The organism is Rhodococcus quanlei, from assembly GCF_055231015.1.
Genome location: NZ_JBUYWD010000012.1, coordinates 194,333 through 208,961, shown reverse-complemented (window position 1 = coordinate 208,961; position 14,629 = coordinate 194,333). Strand labels below are relative to the sequence as shown.

Below are 14,629 nucleotides of genomic sequence, written 5' to 3'. Positions count from 1 at the left end.
CGCGCCCCTATCCCGAAAGGTTGAAGCTGCCGGCCCCGCCGTACACGGCGAGGGAAATGAGCAGGGTGACGGTGACGACAGCGATCAGGGAAGAGCGCACCGCGTTGCCGACCGCGACACCGACGCCGACCGGACCGCCGGAAGCGGTGAAGCCGTAGTAGGTGTGGATCAGCATGATCGCTATCGCCATGACTATGGCCTGCGCAAACGACCACAATATGTCCGTGGGTATCAAGAACGTCGAGAAATAGTGGTCGTACACACCACCCGACTGGTTGTAGAGGACGACAGTGGCGAACCGACTCGCAATGAACGAAGCGATCACGGCCAGCGAGTACAGCGGAATGATGGCAATCATCCCGGCCATGACGCGGGTGCTCACGAGGTACGGAACAGACGGAACAGCCATCACCTCGAGTGCGTCGATCTCCTCCGACACTCGCATCGCGCCCAGCTGGGCGGTGGAGCCTGCGCCGATGGTGGCGGCCAGCCCGATACCCGCGATGACGGGTGCCGCGATGCGCACGTTGATGAAGGCTGCGAAGAATCCGGTGAGGGCCTCGACACCGATGTTTCCCAACGAGCTGTATCCCTGAACGGCGATGGTGCCGCCGGTGAACAGCGTCAGGAATCCGACGATGACGACGGTGCCGCCGATGACGGCGAGCGCACCGGTACCCATGCTGATCTCCGCGATCAGACGCAGGGTCTCGCGCGGGTAGTGCATCAACGCGCGTGGCGCATGCCCGATTGCCCGTGCGAAGAACAATGCCTGTTCGCCGACACGGTCGACCGACCGTGACGCGTTGTTGAAGCGTCGTCGCGTGCGCGGAAAGCGTCCGGCAGCTGCTAGTGCCACGTGTTCACCACCATGTCGATCACCCTCCGGTCAGCTTGATGCCGACAGCTGTGACGAGAACGTTGACCACGAAGAGGGCCATGAATGCAAAAACCACGGTCTGGTTGACGGCGTCGCCGACGCTCTTCGCTCCGCCACGAACATTCAATCCCAGATACGCAGCGACGAGGCCCGCGATCATTCCGAACAGGCCGGCTTTGATCTCCGAGAGCATCAGCTCGCCGAATCCGGTGAGGAGAGTGATTCCGTTGACGAAGGCGCCGGGATTCACATCCTGAACGAACACGGAGAACATGAAGCCGCCGAAGATGCCGATCGTGCAGACCAGACCGTTGAGCAGCAGAGCGACGAAAGTCGACGCGAGGACGCGAGGAACGACGAGCCGATGGATGGGGTCGATACCCAGCACTCGCATTGCGTCGATCTCCTCGCGAATGGTTCGCGCGGAGAGGTCTGCGCAGATCGCGGTCGCACCGGCACCGGCAACGATGAGCACCGTGACGATCGGTCCGACCTGGGTGACGGTGCCGAGCGCCGCGCCGGCACCGCTGAGGTCTGCAGCACCGATCTCGCGAAGAAGAATATTGATCGTGAAGCTCACCAGGACGGTGAAGGGGATCGCCACCAGCACGGTGGGCAACATCGACACCCGCGCAACGAACCAGGCTTGATCTACGAATTCGCGGCGCTGAAACGGCCGGGAGAACACTGCGCGCAGTGTCTCTCCCGACATCGAGAAGAATCCACCTACGGCACGCAACGGCACCTCGAGGAGGTCTACCATCCATCCTCCTCATTCACGCTCAGGCACAGAGCCGTCCGAAATTTCATGTCCAGTCCCCCAGAACGGCCTGTGACTCGGGTCATATTAATTAGAACATGTTCACCTGTCAAAGGTGGTCCACATCACTGCAAGTTCCGGGCAAACAGTACCCGCAACGACTCGCACAATCCAGCTTTTCGGGCACTTGAATCCACCCGACCGAGGCTGCGATCACAACAACAGAAAGGACATACAGGGCACGACGAAACACACTGGCTGCGAATGCATTTCAGCTCCGCAAGCGTGACCGCCGACGCCTCCGCCGACGGGCCCGGGCACGACTGACCCAGAGCTGCTCGGCAGCATCTGGGTCGACACCACCCCCGACTTCTTCATCCTCCCCGCTCACGCTGAAACTAGAACGTGATCTACTTCCACGGACCCCATCTACGCCGCACGGCCGGATCCCGAAATGGGAACCGGCCGCAGCGAAGACCCCCGTATTTGTACCAAGCAACTACGACGGGGTCGCATCGAACGACCGAGAAATCTTAGCGCGTGGCCCGAATACCGAAAGCAGTCAGGTAACTCAGCCCAGTGATGTGAGCGCTGCAGATGCCGAGAACATCCGCGCCGGATCGCGATCGTCGAAGTAGTCACCCAACTCCGCAGCCAGCGCCTTGGCAGACCACTGCCCTTCCGTGGAATCGAAGCGCTGCTCCACGACCGGGGCCGCCATGAGCGCCACCATCGGCCCGTAGACCACGAACACCTGACCGTTCACGGACTGCGCCGCGGGCGACGCGAGGTAGGAAACAAGGGCTGCGACATGGTCGGGTGACAGCGGGTCGATGCCCTCCGCCGGCGCTTCCCCGAATACGTTCTCGGTCATCGACGTGCGCGCACGCGGGCAGATCGCGTTGGCGCGTACGCCGTACCGCGACAGCCCCCGAGCTGCAGACAGAGTCAACGAGGTGATGCCGGCCTTCGCCGCACCGTAGTTGGCCTGCCCTTCAGGCCCCAGGAGACCGGCTTCGGACGAGGTGTTCACGAGCCTGCCGTACACCGGCTGGCCGGCTTCCTTCGACTTCGCGCGCCAGTACGACGCGGCATTACGGCACAGCAGGAAGTGCCCACGCAAGTGGACTTTGAGAACCAGATCCCAATCGTCGTCCGACATGTTGAACAGCATGCGGTCGCGGGTGATGCCCGCATTGTTGACGACGATGTCGAGGCTGCCGAACTTCTTCACGGCAGTGTCGAGCAGCGCATCCGCAGTGGCTCGCTCGCCGATGTCTCCGGCGACGAACTCCGCACCGACACCCAAAGCACGCAGTTCGTCGAGCGTTGCCAGCGCGGTGTCGTTCGCCGAAAGATCGTTGACGACGACGGAGGCGCCTGCTCGCGCGAGTTCGAGCGCCTCGTACTTACCCAGGCCGGAACCTGCGCCGGTAACGACGGCAACCTTGCCCTCGAGTCCGACGTCGCGAGTGTTCGCCGCAGTCCGGTTGTTCTCTGCATTCATGAATAACGTTCTCCTGCCTTCTCCTCAGACGCCGCAACAGTAGAACGTGTTACAGAATTGAGCAATGAGGTGAGTGGACTCGTCACGGATGCTCGGACAACGCCGCGCGCGGGCACTGCGAGATTGCAGATCGCACGTCGGCTTCACGATCCGCCGGAACTACACCGGTCGCGATGTGCAACACCTCGTCGTCATCCAGGTCGAAGATATCGGGGGCGATACCGACGCACACTCCGTTCGCCTCGCACATATCGAGATCAACCTTGACCTCCATCGACTTACCTCACTTCGCGTTGTATTCAAGAGGAGCGGACGGGTGCGATCGGGCTGTGATGCACACCATTCCTGCCACAACACTAGAACCTGTTCCAGTCCTGTGCAATGATTCGGGCACCACCGACCGAAGAGGTGCTTTTTCGTGCACATCACCTATACGCCGGAGCAGCAAGAGCTACGTAAGGAGCTGCAGGCCTACTTCGAACAACTGCTGACTCCGGAGCGGCGCGAGGCGCTTGCTGCCACCACCGGCGAATACGGTTCGGGCACGGTGTACCGGGACGTGGTTGCCCAGATGGGCAAGGACGGCTGGTTGACTCTCGGGTGGCCCACGGAGTTCGGCGGGCAACAACGCTCCGCCATGGAGCAACTGATATTCACCGACGAGGCCGCCATCGCGGGCGCACCGGTGCCGTTCCTGACCATCAACTCCGTCGCGCCGACGATCATGCACTTCGGCACCGACGAGCAGAAGTCGTTCTTCCTTCCGAAGATCTCCGCCGGTGAGCTTCACTTCTCGATCGGCTACTCCGAACCCGAGGCGGGCACCGACCTGGCGTCGCTACGCACCACTGCCGTCAAGGACGGCGACGAGTATGTGATCAACGGGCAGAAGATGTGGACGAGCCTCATCGCCTACGCGGATTACGTGTGGCTCGCCTGCCGGACCGATCCCGAAGCCAAGAAGCACAAGGGAATCAGCATGCTGATCGTCCCCACCACGGCCGAGGGATTCTCGTACACCCCGGTGCACACCATGGCCGGCCCGGATACGAGCGCCACCTACTACCAGGATGTCCGGGTACCGACATCCGCTCTCGTCGGGCCGGAACACGGGGGTTGGGCGCTCATCACCAACCAGCTCAATCACGAGCGAGTGGCGTTGACCTCGGCCGGTCCGATCCTGACCGCACAGCGCGAGGTCAGGGAGTGGGCGCAGAACACCAAACTGCCCGACGGACGGCGTGTGATCGACCAGGAATGGGTTCAGATCAACCTGGCGCGAGTCCACGCCAAAGCCGAGTACCTGAAACTCATGAACTGGGAGATCGCCAACTCCACCGAAACACCGGGCCCCGAGGCTGCGTCGGCGAACAAGGTGTTCGGTACCGAGTTCGCGACCGAGGCGTACCGACTCCTGATGGAAACCCTCGGGCCCGCAGCAACTCTTCGTCAGGGATCGCACGGCGCATTACTGCGTGGGCGCATCGAACGCATGCACCGCTCTGCGCTCATTCTGACCTTCGGCGGCGGCACCAACGAGGTACAGCGCGACATCATCGGCATGACAGCACTCGGCCTGCCGCCGGCCAAGAGATGACCGAGGAGACGACACAGACATGGATTTCACACTCACCGAAGCCCAACAAGATCTGGCCGGCCTCACCCGTGCCATCCTCGACGACCTCGTCACCAACGAACGGCTCCGCGAACTCGATGCCACCGAGGACAGGTTCGACGACCGACTGTGGACGTCGCTCGCGTCGTCGGACGTGTTGAGCGCTGCCCTTCCGGAAGCTGTCGGGGGTGACGGTTTCGGTGTGCTGGAGCAGTGCTCGATACTCGTCGAACTCGGACGCGCAGTTGCGCCCGTCCCCTACCTTTCCTCCGTCGTCATGGCGGCGGGTGCGCTCGCTGAATTCGGTACCGCACAGCAGATCTCCGAGTGGGGGACGGCAGCGGCGAACGGCGAGAAGATCCTGACTGTGGCACTCGACGAGGAAGCATGCACAGACCCGGCTTCTCCGGTCACTACTGCCCGCACCGTGGGTGATGACTGGACCCTGAGCGGTACCAAAATCGTCGTGGACGCGGCTCCGACCGCCGACCTGATTCTCGTTCCCGCCGCCACGTCGGGCGGCGTCGCAGTCTTCCTGGTCCGCCCACAAGACGAAGGGGTCACCGTCACACGGCAGCACACCGTCGACTTCGCCAGTGTCGGCGAAGTCGGGTTGAACGAAGTCCGTCTCGGTGCCGATCGCATGCTGGGCCGCGCCGAGCAGGGCGCCGATATCGTGCAATGGATTCTCGACCACGGCACACTCGGCTCGTGCGCCTTCCAGTACGGAGTGCTCAGCCGTGCACTCGAACTCACCGCCGAGTACGCCCGTGAACGTGTGCAGTTCGGTCGGCCCATCGGTTCGTTCCAAGCAGTCGCACAACGGCTGGCGGACGCCTACATCGACGTCAAAGGTGTCCGTCTGACATTGTGGCAAGCAGCCTGGCAATTGAGCGAGCACCGGGTGTCCGAGGGCAGCATCCAGACCGCCAAGTTCTGGGCGTCGGACGCAGGGCATCGCGTGGCGCACACCATGGTCCACGTGCACGGTGGTGTCGGGCTGGACGAGGACCACCCGGTGCACCGCTATTTCCTCGCGGCCAAGGCACACGAGTTCGGTTTCGGGTCGACAACCCACCAGCTCCGGCGTCTCGGCGCGACACTCGCATCCGTCCCGGCCTGACCGGATCGACATGCCGACCACAGTCACCGAACTCCTGCTCTCCCTACGCGACAACCACGAGCAGGGTCTGCACTTCGAGGACCAAGCGATCTCCTGGGCTCAGCACGTGCAGGCAAGCCGCCGACGGGCGGCCGCGTTGAATTCACTTCTCGACCCGTCTACACCGCGGCATTTCGGTGTGCTCATGGACAACGTTCCCGAATTCTCGTTGCTCGCAGGCGCAGCCGCACTGTCGGGTTCGGTGATCGTCGGTCTCAATACCACGCGGCGTGGCGACGCATTGGCCCGGGACATCGCGTTGGCGAACTGCCAGGTCGTGCTCACGGAGGGTCGGTGCGGCGATCTGCTCGATCAGGTCGACACCGCAGTCCGGGTGATCGACGTCGACTCCGGCGAGTGGCAACAGGTTCTCGCGCAGCACGACCCGCAACGACTGACCGCCGCAACCCCGAGTCCGGACGAGCTGCTGATGCTCATCTTCACTTCCGGTACCAGCGGGAACCCGAAAGCTGTTCGGTGTACCCACGAGAAGATCGCAGCTCCTGGCGCGATGTTGGCCCAACGGTTCGGTCTGACACCGGACGATGTCGTCTACCTGTCCATGCCGATGTTCCACTCCAACGCGATGATGGCCGGATGGGGTGTGGCGCTGTCGGCGGGCAGCTCGATCGCGTTGCGGCGAAAGTTCTCCGCCTCCGAATTCCTGTCGGACGTTCGCAAGTACGGGGTCACGTATGCGAACTACGTGGGCAAGCCGTTGTCATATGTGCTTGCCACACCGGAAAGGCCCGACGATGCAGACAACCCCCTGCGGATCATGTACGGCAACGAGGGTTCGGCGAAGGTGGTCACCGAGTTCTCCCGCAGATTCGACACACGGGTCGTGGAGGCCTTCGGGTCCAGCGAAGGCGGCATCGCGATTTCGTCGACTCCGGGAAAGCCGGTGGACTCGTTGGGGGCACTACCAGAGTCGGTGCGTGTGCTGAACCCGCAGACAGGCGAAGTGTGTCCCGTCGCGGAGTTCGACTCCGCCGGACGCATCACCAACGCCGACGAAGCGACCGGCGAGCTGGTCAACGTCACGGGACCTGGCGCGTTCGCGGGGTACTACGGTGATGCGGAAGCCGATGCGGAGCGTATGCGCGGCGGCATGTACTGGAGTGGCGACCTCGCATTCTGCGACGCCGACGGATTCGTGTACTTCGCAGGTCGCAGTTCGGGCTGGTTGCGGGTGGACGGCGAGAACCTCGGTACGGCGCCGATCGAACACATCCTTCTGCGGTACCCCGACTTCGCCCAGGTTTCGGTGTACGGGATTCCGGACGAAGATGTCGGCGACCGTGTCATGGCAGCCGTCGTGATGTCGGGTGAACGCTCTGCCGCCGATTTCGATCCGGCCGGATTCGCTCGCTTCCTCAGCGGGCAGCCGGACTTGGGGCCGAAGCAGCGACCCACGGTGATTCGCATCGCCGCCGAGTTACCGCGCACCGCTACGTTCAAGATCGTCACCCGAACATTGAGCGCGCAAGGTGTGGACTGTTCGGACCCGGTATGGGTGTGTGATCGCGGGGAGAGGGAGTTTCGTCCGCTGGAGGCTGCGCCCCTCAGATCGTGATCACAGGACGGCCGGCAGGTTGACCCATCCGCGCGTGAACGACGATCGGATGCGTTCACCCCGGTCGACATCCACACCAACTGTGGGAAAGCGACGATACAGTTCCTCGATCGCCACGCGTGATTGCAACTTCGCCAGGTGCGATCCGATACAGAAGTGGGGGCCGCTCGAAAACCCGAGGTGACGGGAGATCTTCCGAGTGATGTCGAGTTGTTCTGCTGTTTCACCGAATTCACGGTCGTCGCGATTCGCCGAGCCGTACAGCATCATGACCTTGTCCCCCTCGGGGATGGCGACGCCGTCGATCTCGACATCACGGGTGACGGTACGTGCGAGACCCTGCACCGAACCTTCGAGACGCAGTACCTCCATGAGCGCCGTCGGAACGAGATCCGGCTCGGCGAGCATCTGTTCACGTTGTGCGTGGTCGCCGTCGAGGACCATGACCGTGTGAGTGATGAGGTTGCCCGTTGTGTCGTTTCCGCCGGCGACCATCACGAAACAGAATCCCAGAATCTCCCAGTCCGTGAGGAGCTCGCCTTCGGATTCGACACGAACGAGAGTGCCGATCAAATCGTCGGTCGGGTCCGCGCGCCGCTTCGTGATGAGATCCGAAAAGTAACCGAACATTTCCGCCACCGCATCGGGTGCCGACATTCGTGCCACATCGAAGCCGCTGTTCTGCAACGCAGTCAGCGCCTCCACCCAGGGGTCGAATCGCCACCGGTCGGATTCGGGCACACCCAGCAGTTCGGCAAGAGTGAACGTCGGAATCGGGGAAGAGAAATCACGATGCAGATCGATCTCCTCGCCGGCCCGTTTCTTCTCCTCCAACAGATCGAGTCGCTGATTCACGAACCGTCGGACCGTGTCCTCGAGTGCTGTGATCCGACGCGGAGTGAAACCCTTACCGATGAGCCCCCGGAGCTGGCCGTGGCGTGGAGGATCGAGCATCACGATCGTCGGGGCCAGCCCGAGCTTCCCGATCTCGTCGGGCACGAACGTCAGCCCCTGGGCGGACGAGAACGTCTCGGTGTCACGCACTGCGTCCCACACATGGTCGAACCGCGACAACGCCCAGAACGGCGGCACTTCATTGCCGGTGTAGCGATGCACGGGATCGTTTTCCCGTAGGTGCCGGTACACCGGATAGGGATCGGCCAGGAACTCGGAATCGAACGGATCGTATCCGGGCACGGCAAGCTCCTACGGTCTATTCAGGACAGTGAGTTCAATCGGTTCAGCGAAGCGTCGTAACCGTTCACCAGGTCTGCCATCAGATCCGCTACCGGCCTGATCTCGTTCATACGGCCCACTATCTGGCCCACCGGCATCGCGACCACGTCCGGATTCTCCGATGCCACGATGCGCTGATGAGCATCACTGACGAGGAGATTCTGCAACGGCATCGGCAGCGGGTCCGGCGCTTCGGGCTTGTCCCACGCGTCGGTCCATTTCGTCTTCAGCAGTCGTGCGGGCTTGCCCGAAAAGATCCGAGTCCGCACCGTATCCGACGAGGTCGCCGACAACAGCGCCCGCTGGATTGTCGACGGACCTTCACCGGAGGCACTACCGAGTTTGTACTCGGCAGCCGTCAGCCAATACGAGCCCATCCACACTCCGGACGCACCGAGAGCGAGTGCAGCAGCAATCTGGCGTCCACTTCCGACGCCCCCCGCAGCGAGTACACCAGCCGAATCCCCCACCGCGTCCACGATTTCCGGTACGAGGACCATCGACGCGATCTCACCGGTATGACCGCCTGCTTCGTAACCCTGTGCGATCACGACGTCCACACCGTTGGCGACGTGGCGCCTGGCATGCTCCACTGCGCCGGCCAATGCGGCCACCGGCACACCCTTGTCGTGTGCCTGATCGATCACATCCTTGGGCGGCGAACCGAGCGCATTGGCAATCAGCGCGATGCGGTGGTTCAAGGCGACGTCCACGTGTGATCGCGCCACCGAATGCAGCCAACCGAGAACTCCGGTTGCGTGCTCGATACCGGTGTCCAACGGTGGGACACCGAGTTCCGACAGAGTGCGATCGACGAAGGCTCGGTGCTCGGCCGGAATCAACGACTCGAGATCCGTCGGTGCGCCCTCGGTCGGAACCTTCGCGGGCATCACGATGTCCACCCCGTACGGCTTACCGTCGGTGTTCTCGTCCATCCAGTTCAGAGCAGCTTCTAGCTCCTCCGGATCGTTGAATCGCACGCAACCCAGCACGCCGAGACCACCCGCCCGGCTGACGGCGGCCGCTACGTGCTCGGAGGGAGTGAACGCAAAGATCGGGTACTCGACCCCGAACTTGTCGCTGAGCCCGGTGCGCATCATGCGCCCTTGGCCCGGCTTGCCCCCGACTTTCCCGAATCGTCGGCCGCACGCGTCTGCGTGAGTTCCTGAGCCCAACGGTAGTCCGGCTTGCCGGCGGGCGAGCGCTTGATCTCGTCCACGAACCAAATACTGCGCGGCAGTTTGTAGCTCGCGATCTCCTTACGGGCAGCCTCGGCAATGTCCTCGACGGTCGGACGTGCCGAACCACGCGGCGCGATGACTGCGGCGACGCTCTGACCGAATCGCTCATCCGGTACGCCGACGACGAGAACGTCGAACACATCGGGATGCGACTTGATGGCACCCTCTACTTCTTCCGGGTAGATCTTCTCGCCACCACTGTTGATCGACACCGAACCGCGCCCGAGCATCGTGACCGTGCCGTCTTCCTCCACGGTCGCGTAATCGCCGGGGATGGAGTAGCGAACGCCGCCGATGACCTTGAATGTCTCAGCGGTCTTCTTTTCGTCTTTGTAGTAACCGAGCGGGATGTTGCCGCTGCGGGCGAGCATGCCGACCTTGCCCGACCCGGGCTCCACCTGGTTGCCCTCGTCGTCGAGAACGACTGTGGACGCATCGATCTTCACGCGCGGACCGCCGGTATGCGCGAAACCCTTCGTGACGGTGCTCAGGCCGCCGAAGCCGGTTTCCGATGACCCGATCGAGTCGGTGATCAATCGATTCGGGAGCAGGTCGAGGAACTGTTCCTTCAACGCGGGTGAGAAAAGGGCGGCACTGCTCGCCATCACGTAGAGGGACGAAAGGTCATAAGGCTCACCGGTCTTCGGGTTACCTTCCACGAGGGCATCGAGCATCGGCCGCGCCATGGCGTCACCGGTGATGAAGATCAGGTTGACCTTGTGGTGGTCGATGACCTGCCACACCTCGTGGGCGTCGAACTCGGGGTGCATGACCAGGGTTCCTCCGCCGAAAAGGCTGTGGAACACGGCCGACTGCGCACCGCCGTGAATCATCGGCGGGATCGGGAAACGCACCATGGCCGGGTTGTCTGCACCGAGCTTCGCCAGGTCCCATTCGTCTGCGACGAGCTCGCCGGTAACGAAGTTCGTGCCACCGCCCAGGACGCGCCACCAGTCCTCGTGACGCCACATGACGCCCTTCGGCTTCCCGGTGGTGCCGCCGGTGTACAGCATGAAGAGGTCGTCGGCGCTGCGCTCACCGAAGTTGCGCTCCGGCGAACCTTTGGACAGGGCTTCCTCGTACGAGATGCCGTCGAAGGCGGAGAAGTCGAGATCGGTGCCGTCTTCCACCACGACGACCGTGTGGACGAGCGGCGTGTTGGGCACAACGCCCGCAATCTTGTCTGCGTACCGCCGCTCGACGATGACGGCCGACATGTCCGAGTTTTCGAAGATGTACTGCAACTCGTTCTCGACGTACCGATAGTTGACGTTCACCATCACTGCGCGCGCCTTGAAGACCGCCACCATGGCCTCGATGGCCTCGATGGTGTTCCTGCAGTAGATACCGACCTTGTCGCCTGGCTGCACACCGCGATCCCGCAGGTAGTTGGCGAGTCTGTTCGCCCTCTCCTCCAGCTGTGCGTAGGTCATTTCACGGTCGGAGTCCCGAAGCGCGATGCGGTCGGGATTCAGATCGATGGAGTGCTCGACGAAGTCTGCGATATTTAAGGCCACGTCAACAAAATAGAACGTGTTACCGTTCATGGCAAGACCCAATTTGAGAGCCAGCTCACAGACGCAACGGGAGCCTCAGTGTCCACCATCGCCGCCGAGAATTCGGACATATCAGAAAATTCGTCGCACTGCCTCGTGGAGAAACGGGGGCACGTCCTCATCGTCACGATGAACCGCCCCGAGGCGCGCAACGCCTTGTCCGGCGAAATGATGGCGATCATGCGCGAAGCATGGGACCGTGTGGACTCCGATCCCGACATTCGCGTCGCCATCCTGACGGGTGCGGGCGGTGCCTTCTGCGCCGGCGCAGATCTCAAGGCGATGACATCCGCGCACCCCGGCGATTCCTTCTCCGGCGGCGGCTGGGACCTGTCGAAGATCGAGGCCCTCCTGAAAGGTCGGCGTCTCACCAAACCTCTCATCGCCGCAGTCGAAGGGCCCGCGATTGCCGGGGGTACTGAGATTCTGCAGGGTACCGACATCCGGGTCGCCGGCGAGAGCTCGAAGTTCGGTGTGTCCGAGGCAAAGTGGAGCCTCTTCCCGCTGGGCGGTTCCGCGGTGCGCCTGGTTCGCCAGATTCCGTACACCATAGCCGCAGACATTCTGCTCACCGGGCGTCACATCCTGGCGCCCGAAGCCAAGGACATCGGTCTCATCGGCCACGTGGTTCCCGACGGCAAGGCCCTGGACAAGGCGCTCGAACTGGCAGAACTGATCGCCGCGAACGGCCCTCTGGCGATCCAGGCCATCCTCGAAACCATCCGCACCACCGAAGGCATGCCGGAAGAAGAAGCCTTCCAGATCGACGCACGCCTGGGTACCGAAGTGTTCAAGAGCGCGGACGCCAAGGAAGGCCCCCGCGCCTTCGCAGAGAAACGCACCCCCCACTTCCAAGGCAAATAGCTCCACCGCTCTCTGCGCGAATGGGACATCCATCCGATCTGACGGGGCGGATGTTCCATTCGTCCCGCTGAAGTTATCCACAGGCAGCCGAACAGGGTCTGTTCGACGAACGCAGGGGATGCCATCATCGCCCGATGAGACGGGGACCATGGGCGGACGATTCGAAGATTCTCGGCCAGCTCGAGCAGTATGGCGTCGTCCGCAGCAATCACCTCGAACGACTGGGAATGTCGCGCACGACGATTGCGCGCCGGTGCGAGCGAGGCGGGCCGTGGCAGCGATTGTTGCCGGGTGTCGTGCTTCTACGGAACAGCACACCGTCGCATCAGCACCGAGCCCGCGGTGCACTCGCCTTTTCGGGACGCCGGTCCGTAGTCACCGGCCGCGCTGCACTCCGCTGTCATGGCTTCGGCAACTGGTCGGGTGCCGTACACGTGCTGGTCGACGCCAACCGTCGTGTTCAGTCCACCGGATTCGTACTCGTCGAACGGACGACACGGCTACCCGAGCCGGAGAATCGGGGCGGGGTCGAATGCGCTCCACTCCCCCGTGCTCTCCTCGACGCAGCACGGCGCAGCACCACCGTCGACGAGGTTCGCGCGCTCATTGCCGAGGTCGTCCAGCGCGGTGCCGTCACCGTCGCCGAACTGGTGCGTGAACTCGATGCCGGCAGCCCGCGTGGAGCTGCGCACGTGCGGCGGGTGCTCCTCGAGGTGGCCGCGAACGTGCATTCTGTCGCCGAGATCCAGGCACGTGAGGTGTGGCAGAAGAGCGGACTGCCCACGATGCTCTTCAACAGAAAGATCGCCGATCGCGACGGTCGTTTCATTGCCATGCCCGACGGCTGGATCGACGACGCCGCGTTCGCGTGGGACATCGATTCACTCGACTGGCACCTTGCACCGAAGCAGTACCGGCGGACTGTCGAACGTCGTACCCGTATGCAGAATCACGGCATCATCGTCCTACCAACTCTGCCCAGTGCCGTTCGTGACGATCCGGCACGAGTGATCGAGGATCTGCGAGCGCACTACGCGTTGGCCGTTTCGCGGCCCAGGCCCTGCGTCTACCTCATGCACTGACGGGACGAATGGAACATCCGTCCCGTCAGATCGGATGGATGTCCCATTCGCGCGGGGGGCAGCTAGAGGAGTGCGGCGGCAAGTTGCCGAACGTGGTCCGCGTCCCGACACGAGAGCAGCAGCATGGTCACTCCGGCGGCTTCCCAGCGTGCGACGCCGGCGCGCACCTCGTCCACGTCACCGATGATCATGGTGTCGGTGACCATCTCGTCGGGAACCGCGGCGGCCGCCTCGTCCTTGCGTCCCGACCGGAAGAGTCGTCCGATCTCCTCGACTGCGTCGCCGTAGCCCATGCGGGTGTACACCTGCGCATGGAAGTTGAGTTCCGGTGCACCCATGCCGCCGACGTACAACGCGGTGGTCGGCTTCAAGGCTGCGACGGTCCCCGGACGGTCGTCGGTGATGATCACCTGACAGGTCGCGGCGATCTCGAAGTCTTCGCGGGTACGACGTGCACCCGGCCTGGCAAAGCCCTCGTCGAGCCATTCGTTGTACATGGGTGCGAGCTTGGGTGAGTAGTAGATGGCCAACCAGCCGTCCGCGATCTCGGCGGTCAACGCCACATTCTTCGGCCCTTCCGCGCCCAACCAGATCGGCAGGTCCGAGCGCAGCGGATGCGTGATGGGCTTGAGTGGTTTCCCCAACTCCGTTCCCCCCTCCCCCACGTACGGCAGCGGGTAGTGCGGGCCGTCGTTGGTGACGGGCGCTTGCCTCGCAAGCACGCTGCGCACTATCGATACGTATTCGCGGGTGCGTGCCAACGGTTTCCCGAAGGGTTGGCCATACCACCCTTCGACCACCTGCGGCCCGGACACGCCCAGTCCGAGAATCGCACGGCCACCGCTGACGTGATCGAGAGTGAGCGCGTGCATCGCACAGCTCGTCGGGCTGCGCGCCGACAGCTGAACCACCGACGTCCCCAGGCGCATGCGCTCCGTGCGCGACCCCCACCAGGCCAGCGGCGTGAACGCATCCGATCCCCAGGACTCTGCTGCGAACATCGCATCGAAGCCGACATCCTCTGCTGCGGCGAGCAACTCCGGAACATTGGTCGGCGGTCCTGCACCCCAATAACCCAACTGCAATCCGAGCTTCACCACGCACCTCCGAGTTTTGCGAGAGTGGGCAAGGCGTGACCCTTGCCACATTC

At 63.1% G+C, this 14,629-nt stretch carries 13 protein-coding genes; 5 read left to right on the top strand and 8 right to left on the bottom strand.

From position 1 onward, the window contains the following. Positions 1–7: 7 nt before the first annotated feature. The 4 genes from ACZI8Q_RS11740 to ACZI8Q_RS11725 all read right to left on the bottom strand — a co-directional run bounded on the left by ACZI8Q_RS11740 (position 8) and on the right by ACZI8Q_RS11725 (position 3,421). Positions 8–859 carry an MlaE family ABC transporter permease gene (locus tag ACZI8Q_RS11740; protein WP_463373700.1) on the bottom strand — a complete coding sequence of 284 codons (852 nt, stop codon included), beginning with the start codon at positions 857–859 and terminating at the stop codon, positions 8–10. A 19-nt stretch (positions 860–878) separates the two neighbouring features. Continuing rightward, positions 879–1,643, bottom strand: a complete 765-nt coding sequence (locus tag ACZI8Q_RS11735; protein ID WP_463373699.1) for an MlaE family ABC transporter permease — start codon at positions 1,641–1,643, stop codon at positions 879–881. A gap of 568 nt (positions 1,644–2,211) precedes the next feature. Then, entirely contained in the window at positions 2,212–3,147 is a 936-nt protein-coding gene (locus ACZI8Q_RS11730; protein ID WP_463373698.1) for a 3-oxoacyl-ACP reductase, read from the bottom strand. Between the two features lie 82 nt (positions 3,148–3,229). Next, the gene (locus ACZI8Q_RS11725; RefSeq protein WP_463373697.1) at positions 3,230–3,421 is read right to left on the bottom strand and encodes a ferredoxin; all 192 of its coding nucleotides are present in this window, start codon (positions 3,419–3,421) and stop codon (positions 3,230–3,232) included. A gap of 144 nt (positions 3,422–3,565) precedes the next feature. Between ACZI8Q_RS11725 and ACZI8Q_RS11720 the strand changes: the two genes are divergently transcribed. Genes ACZI8Q_RS11720 through ACZI8Q_RS11710 form a run of 3 tightly spaced genes read left to right on the top strand, consistent with a single transcriptional unit; the run spans position 3,566 to position 7,500 of the window. Then, a complete protein-coding gene (locus tag ACZI8Q_RS11720; RefSeq protein WP_463373696.1) occupies positions 3,566–4,744 on the top strand; it encodes an acyl-CoA dehydrogenase family protein in 1,179 nt (392 codons plus the stop codon). A gap of 19 nt (positions 4,745–4,763) precedes the next feature. Continuing rightward, positions 4,764–5,885, top strand: coding sequence for an acyl-CoA dehydrogenase family protein (locus tag ACZI8Q_RS11715; RefSeq protein ID WP_463373695.1), 1,122 nt, complete (start codon positions 4,764–4,766; stop codon positions 5,883–5,885). A 10-nt stretch (positions 5,886–5,895) separates the two neighbouring features. Continuing rightward, entirely contained in the window at positions 5,896–7,500 is a 1,605-nt protein-coding gene (locus ACZI8Q_RS11710; protein WP_463373694.1) for a long-chain-fatty-acid--CoA ligase, read from the top strand. Here ACZI8Q_RS11710 and ACZI8Q_RS11705 read toward each other — a convergent pair whose 3' ends face one another. From ACZI8Q_RS11705 to ACZI8Q_RS11695, 3 genes are read right to left on the bottom strand one after another with little or no spacing between them, the layout of a single operon-like run. Next, positions 7,501–8,697 carry a cytochrome P450 gene (locus ACZI8Q_RS11705; RefSeq protein ID WP_463373693.1) on the bottom strand — a complete coding sequence of 399 codons (1,197 nt, stop codon included), beginning with the start codon at positions 8,695–8,697 and terminating at the stop codon, positions 7,501–7,503. A 20-nt stretch (positions 8,698–8,717) separates the two neighbouring features. Beyond that, a complete protein-coding gene (locus tag ACZI8Q_RS11700) occupies positions 8,718–9,833 on the bottom strand; it encodes an NAD(P)H-dependent flavin oxidoreductase (RefSeq protein ID WP_463373777.1) in 1,116 nt (371 codons plus the stop codon). Further along, positions 9,833–11,494, bottom strand: a complete 1,662-nt coding sequence (locus tag ACZI8Q_RS11695) for an acyl-CoA synthetase (protein ID WP_463373776.1) — start codon at positions 11,492–11,494, stop codon at positions 9,833–9,835. The genes ACZI8Q_RS11700 and ACZI8Q_RS11695 overlap by 1 nt, the downstream gene beginning before the upstream one ends. A gap of 78 nt (positions 11,495–11,572) precedes the next feature. On the opposite strand from ACZI8Q_RS11695, the gene ACZI8Q_RS11690 reads away from it, so the two are divergent. Both ACZI8Q_RS11690 and ACZI8Q_RS11685 read left to right on the top strand, forming a co-directional pair. Continuing rightward, the gene (locus ACZI8Q_RS11690) at positions 11,573–12,397 is read left to right on the top strand and encodes a crotonase/enoyl-CoA hydratase family protein (protein WP_463373692.1); all 825 of its coding nucleotides are present in this window, start codon (positions 11,573–11,575) and stop codon (positions 12,395–12,397) included. Positions 12,398–12,531: 134 nt separating this feature from the next. Next, positions 12,532–13,479: a hypothetical protein gene (locus ACZI8Q_RS11685; RefSeq protein WP_463373691.1), complete on the top strand. Its 948-nt coding sequence runs from the start codon at positions 12,532–12,534 to the stop codon at positions 13,477–13,479. Positions 13,480–13,541: 62 nt separating this feature from the next. Here ACZI8Q_RS11685 and ACZI8Q_RS11680 read toward each other — a convergent pair whose 3' ends face one another. After that, on the bottom strand, positions 13,542–14,576 hold the full coding sequence (locus ACZI8Q_RS11680; protein WP_463373690.1) for an LLM class F420-dependent oxidoreductase: 1,035 nt from the start codon (positions 14,574–14,576) through the stop codon (positions 13,542–13,544). Positions 14,577–14,629 lie beyond the last annotated feature (53 nt).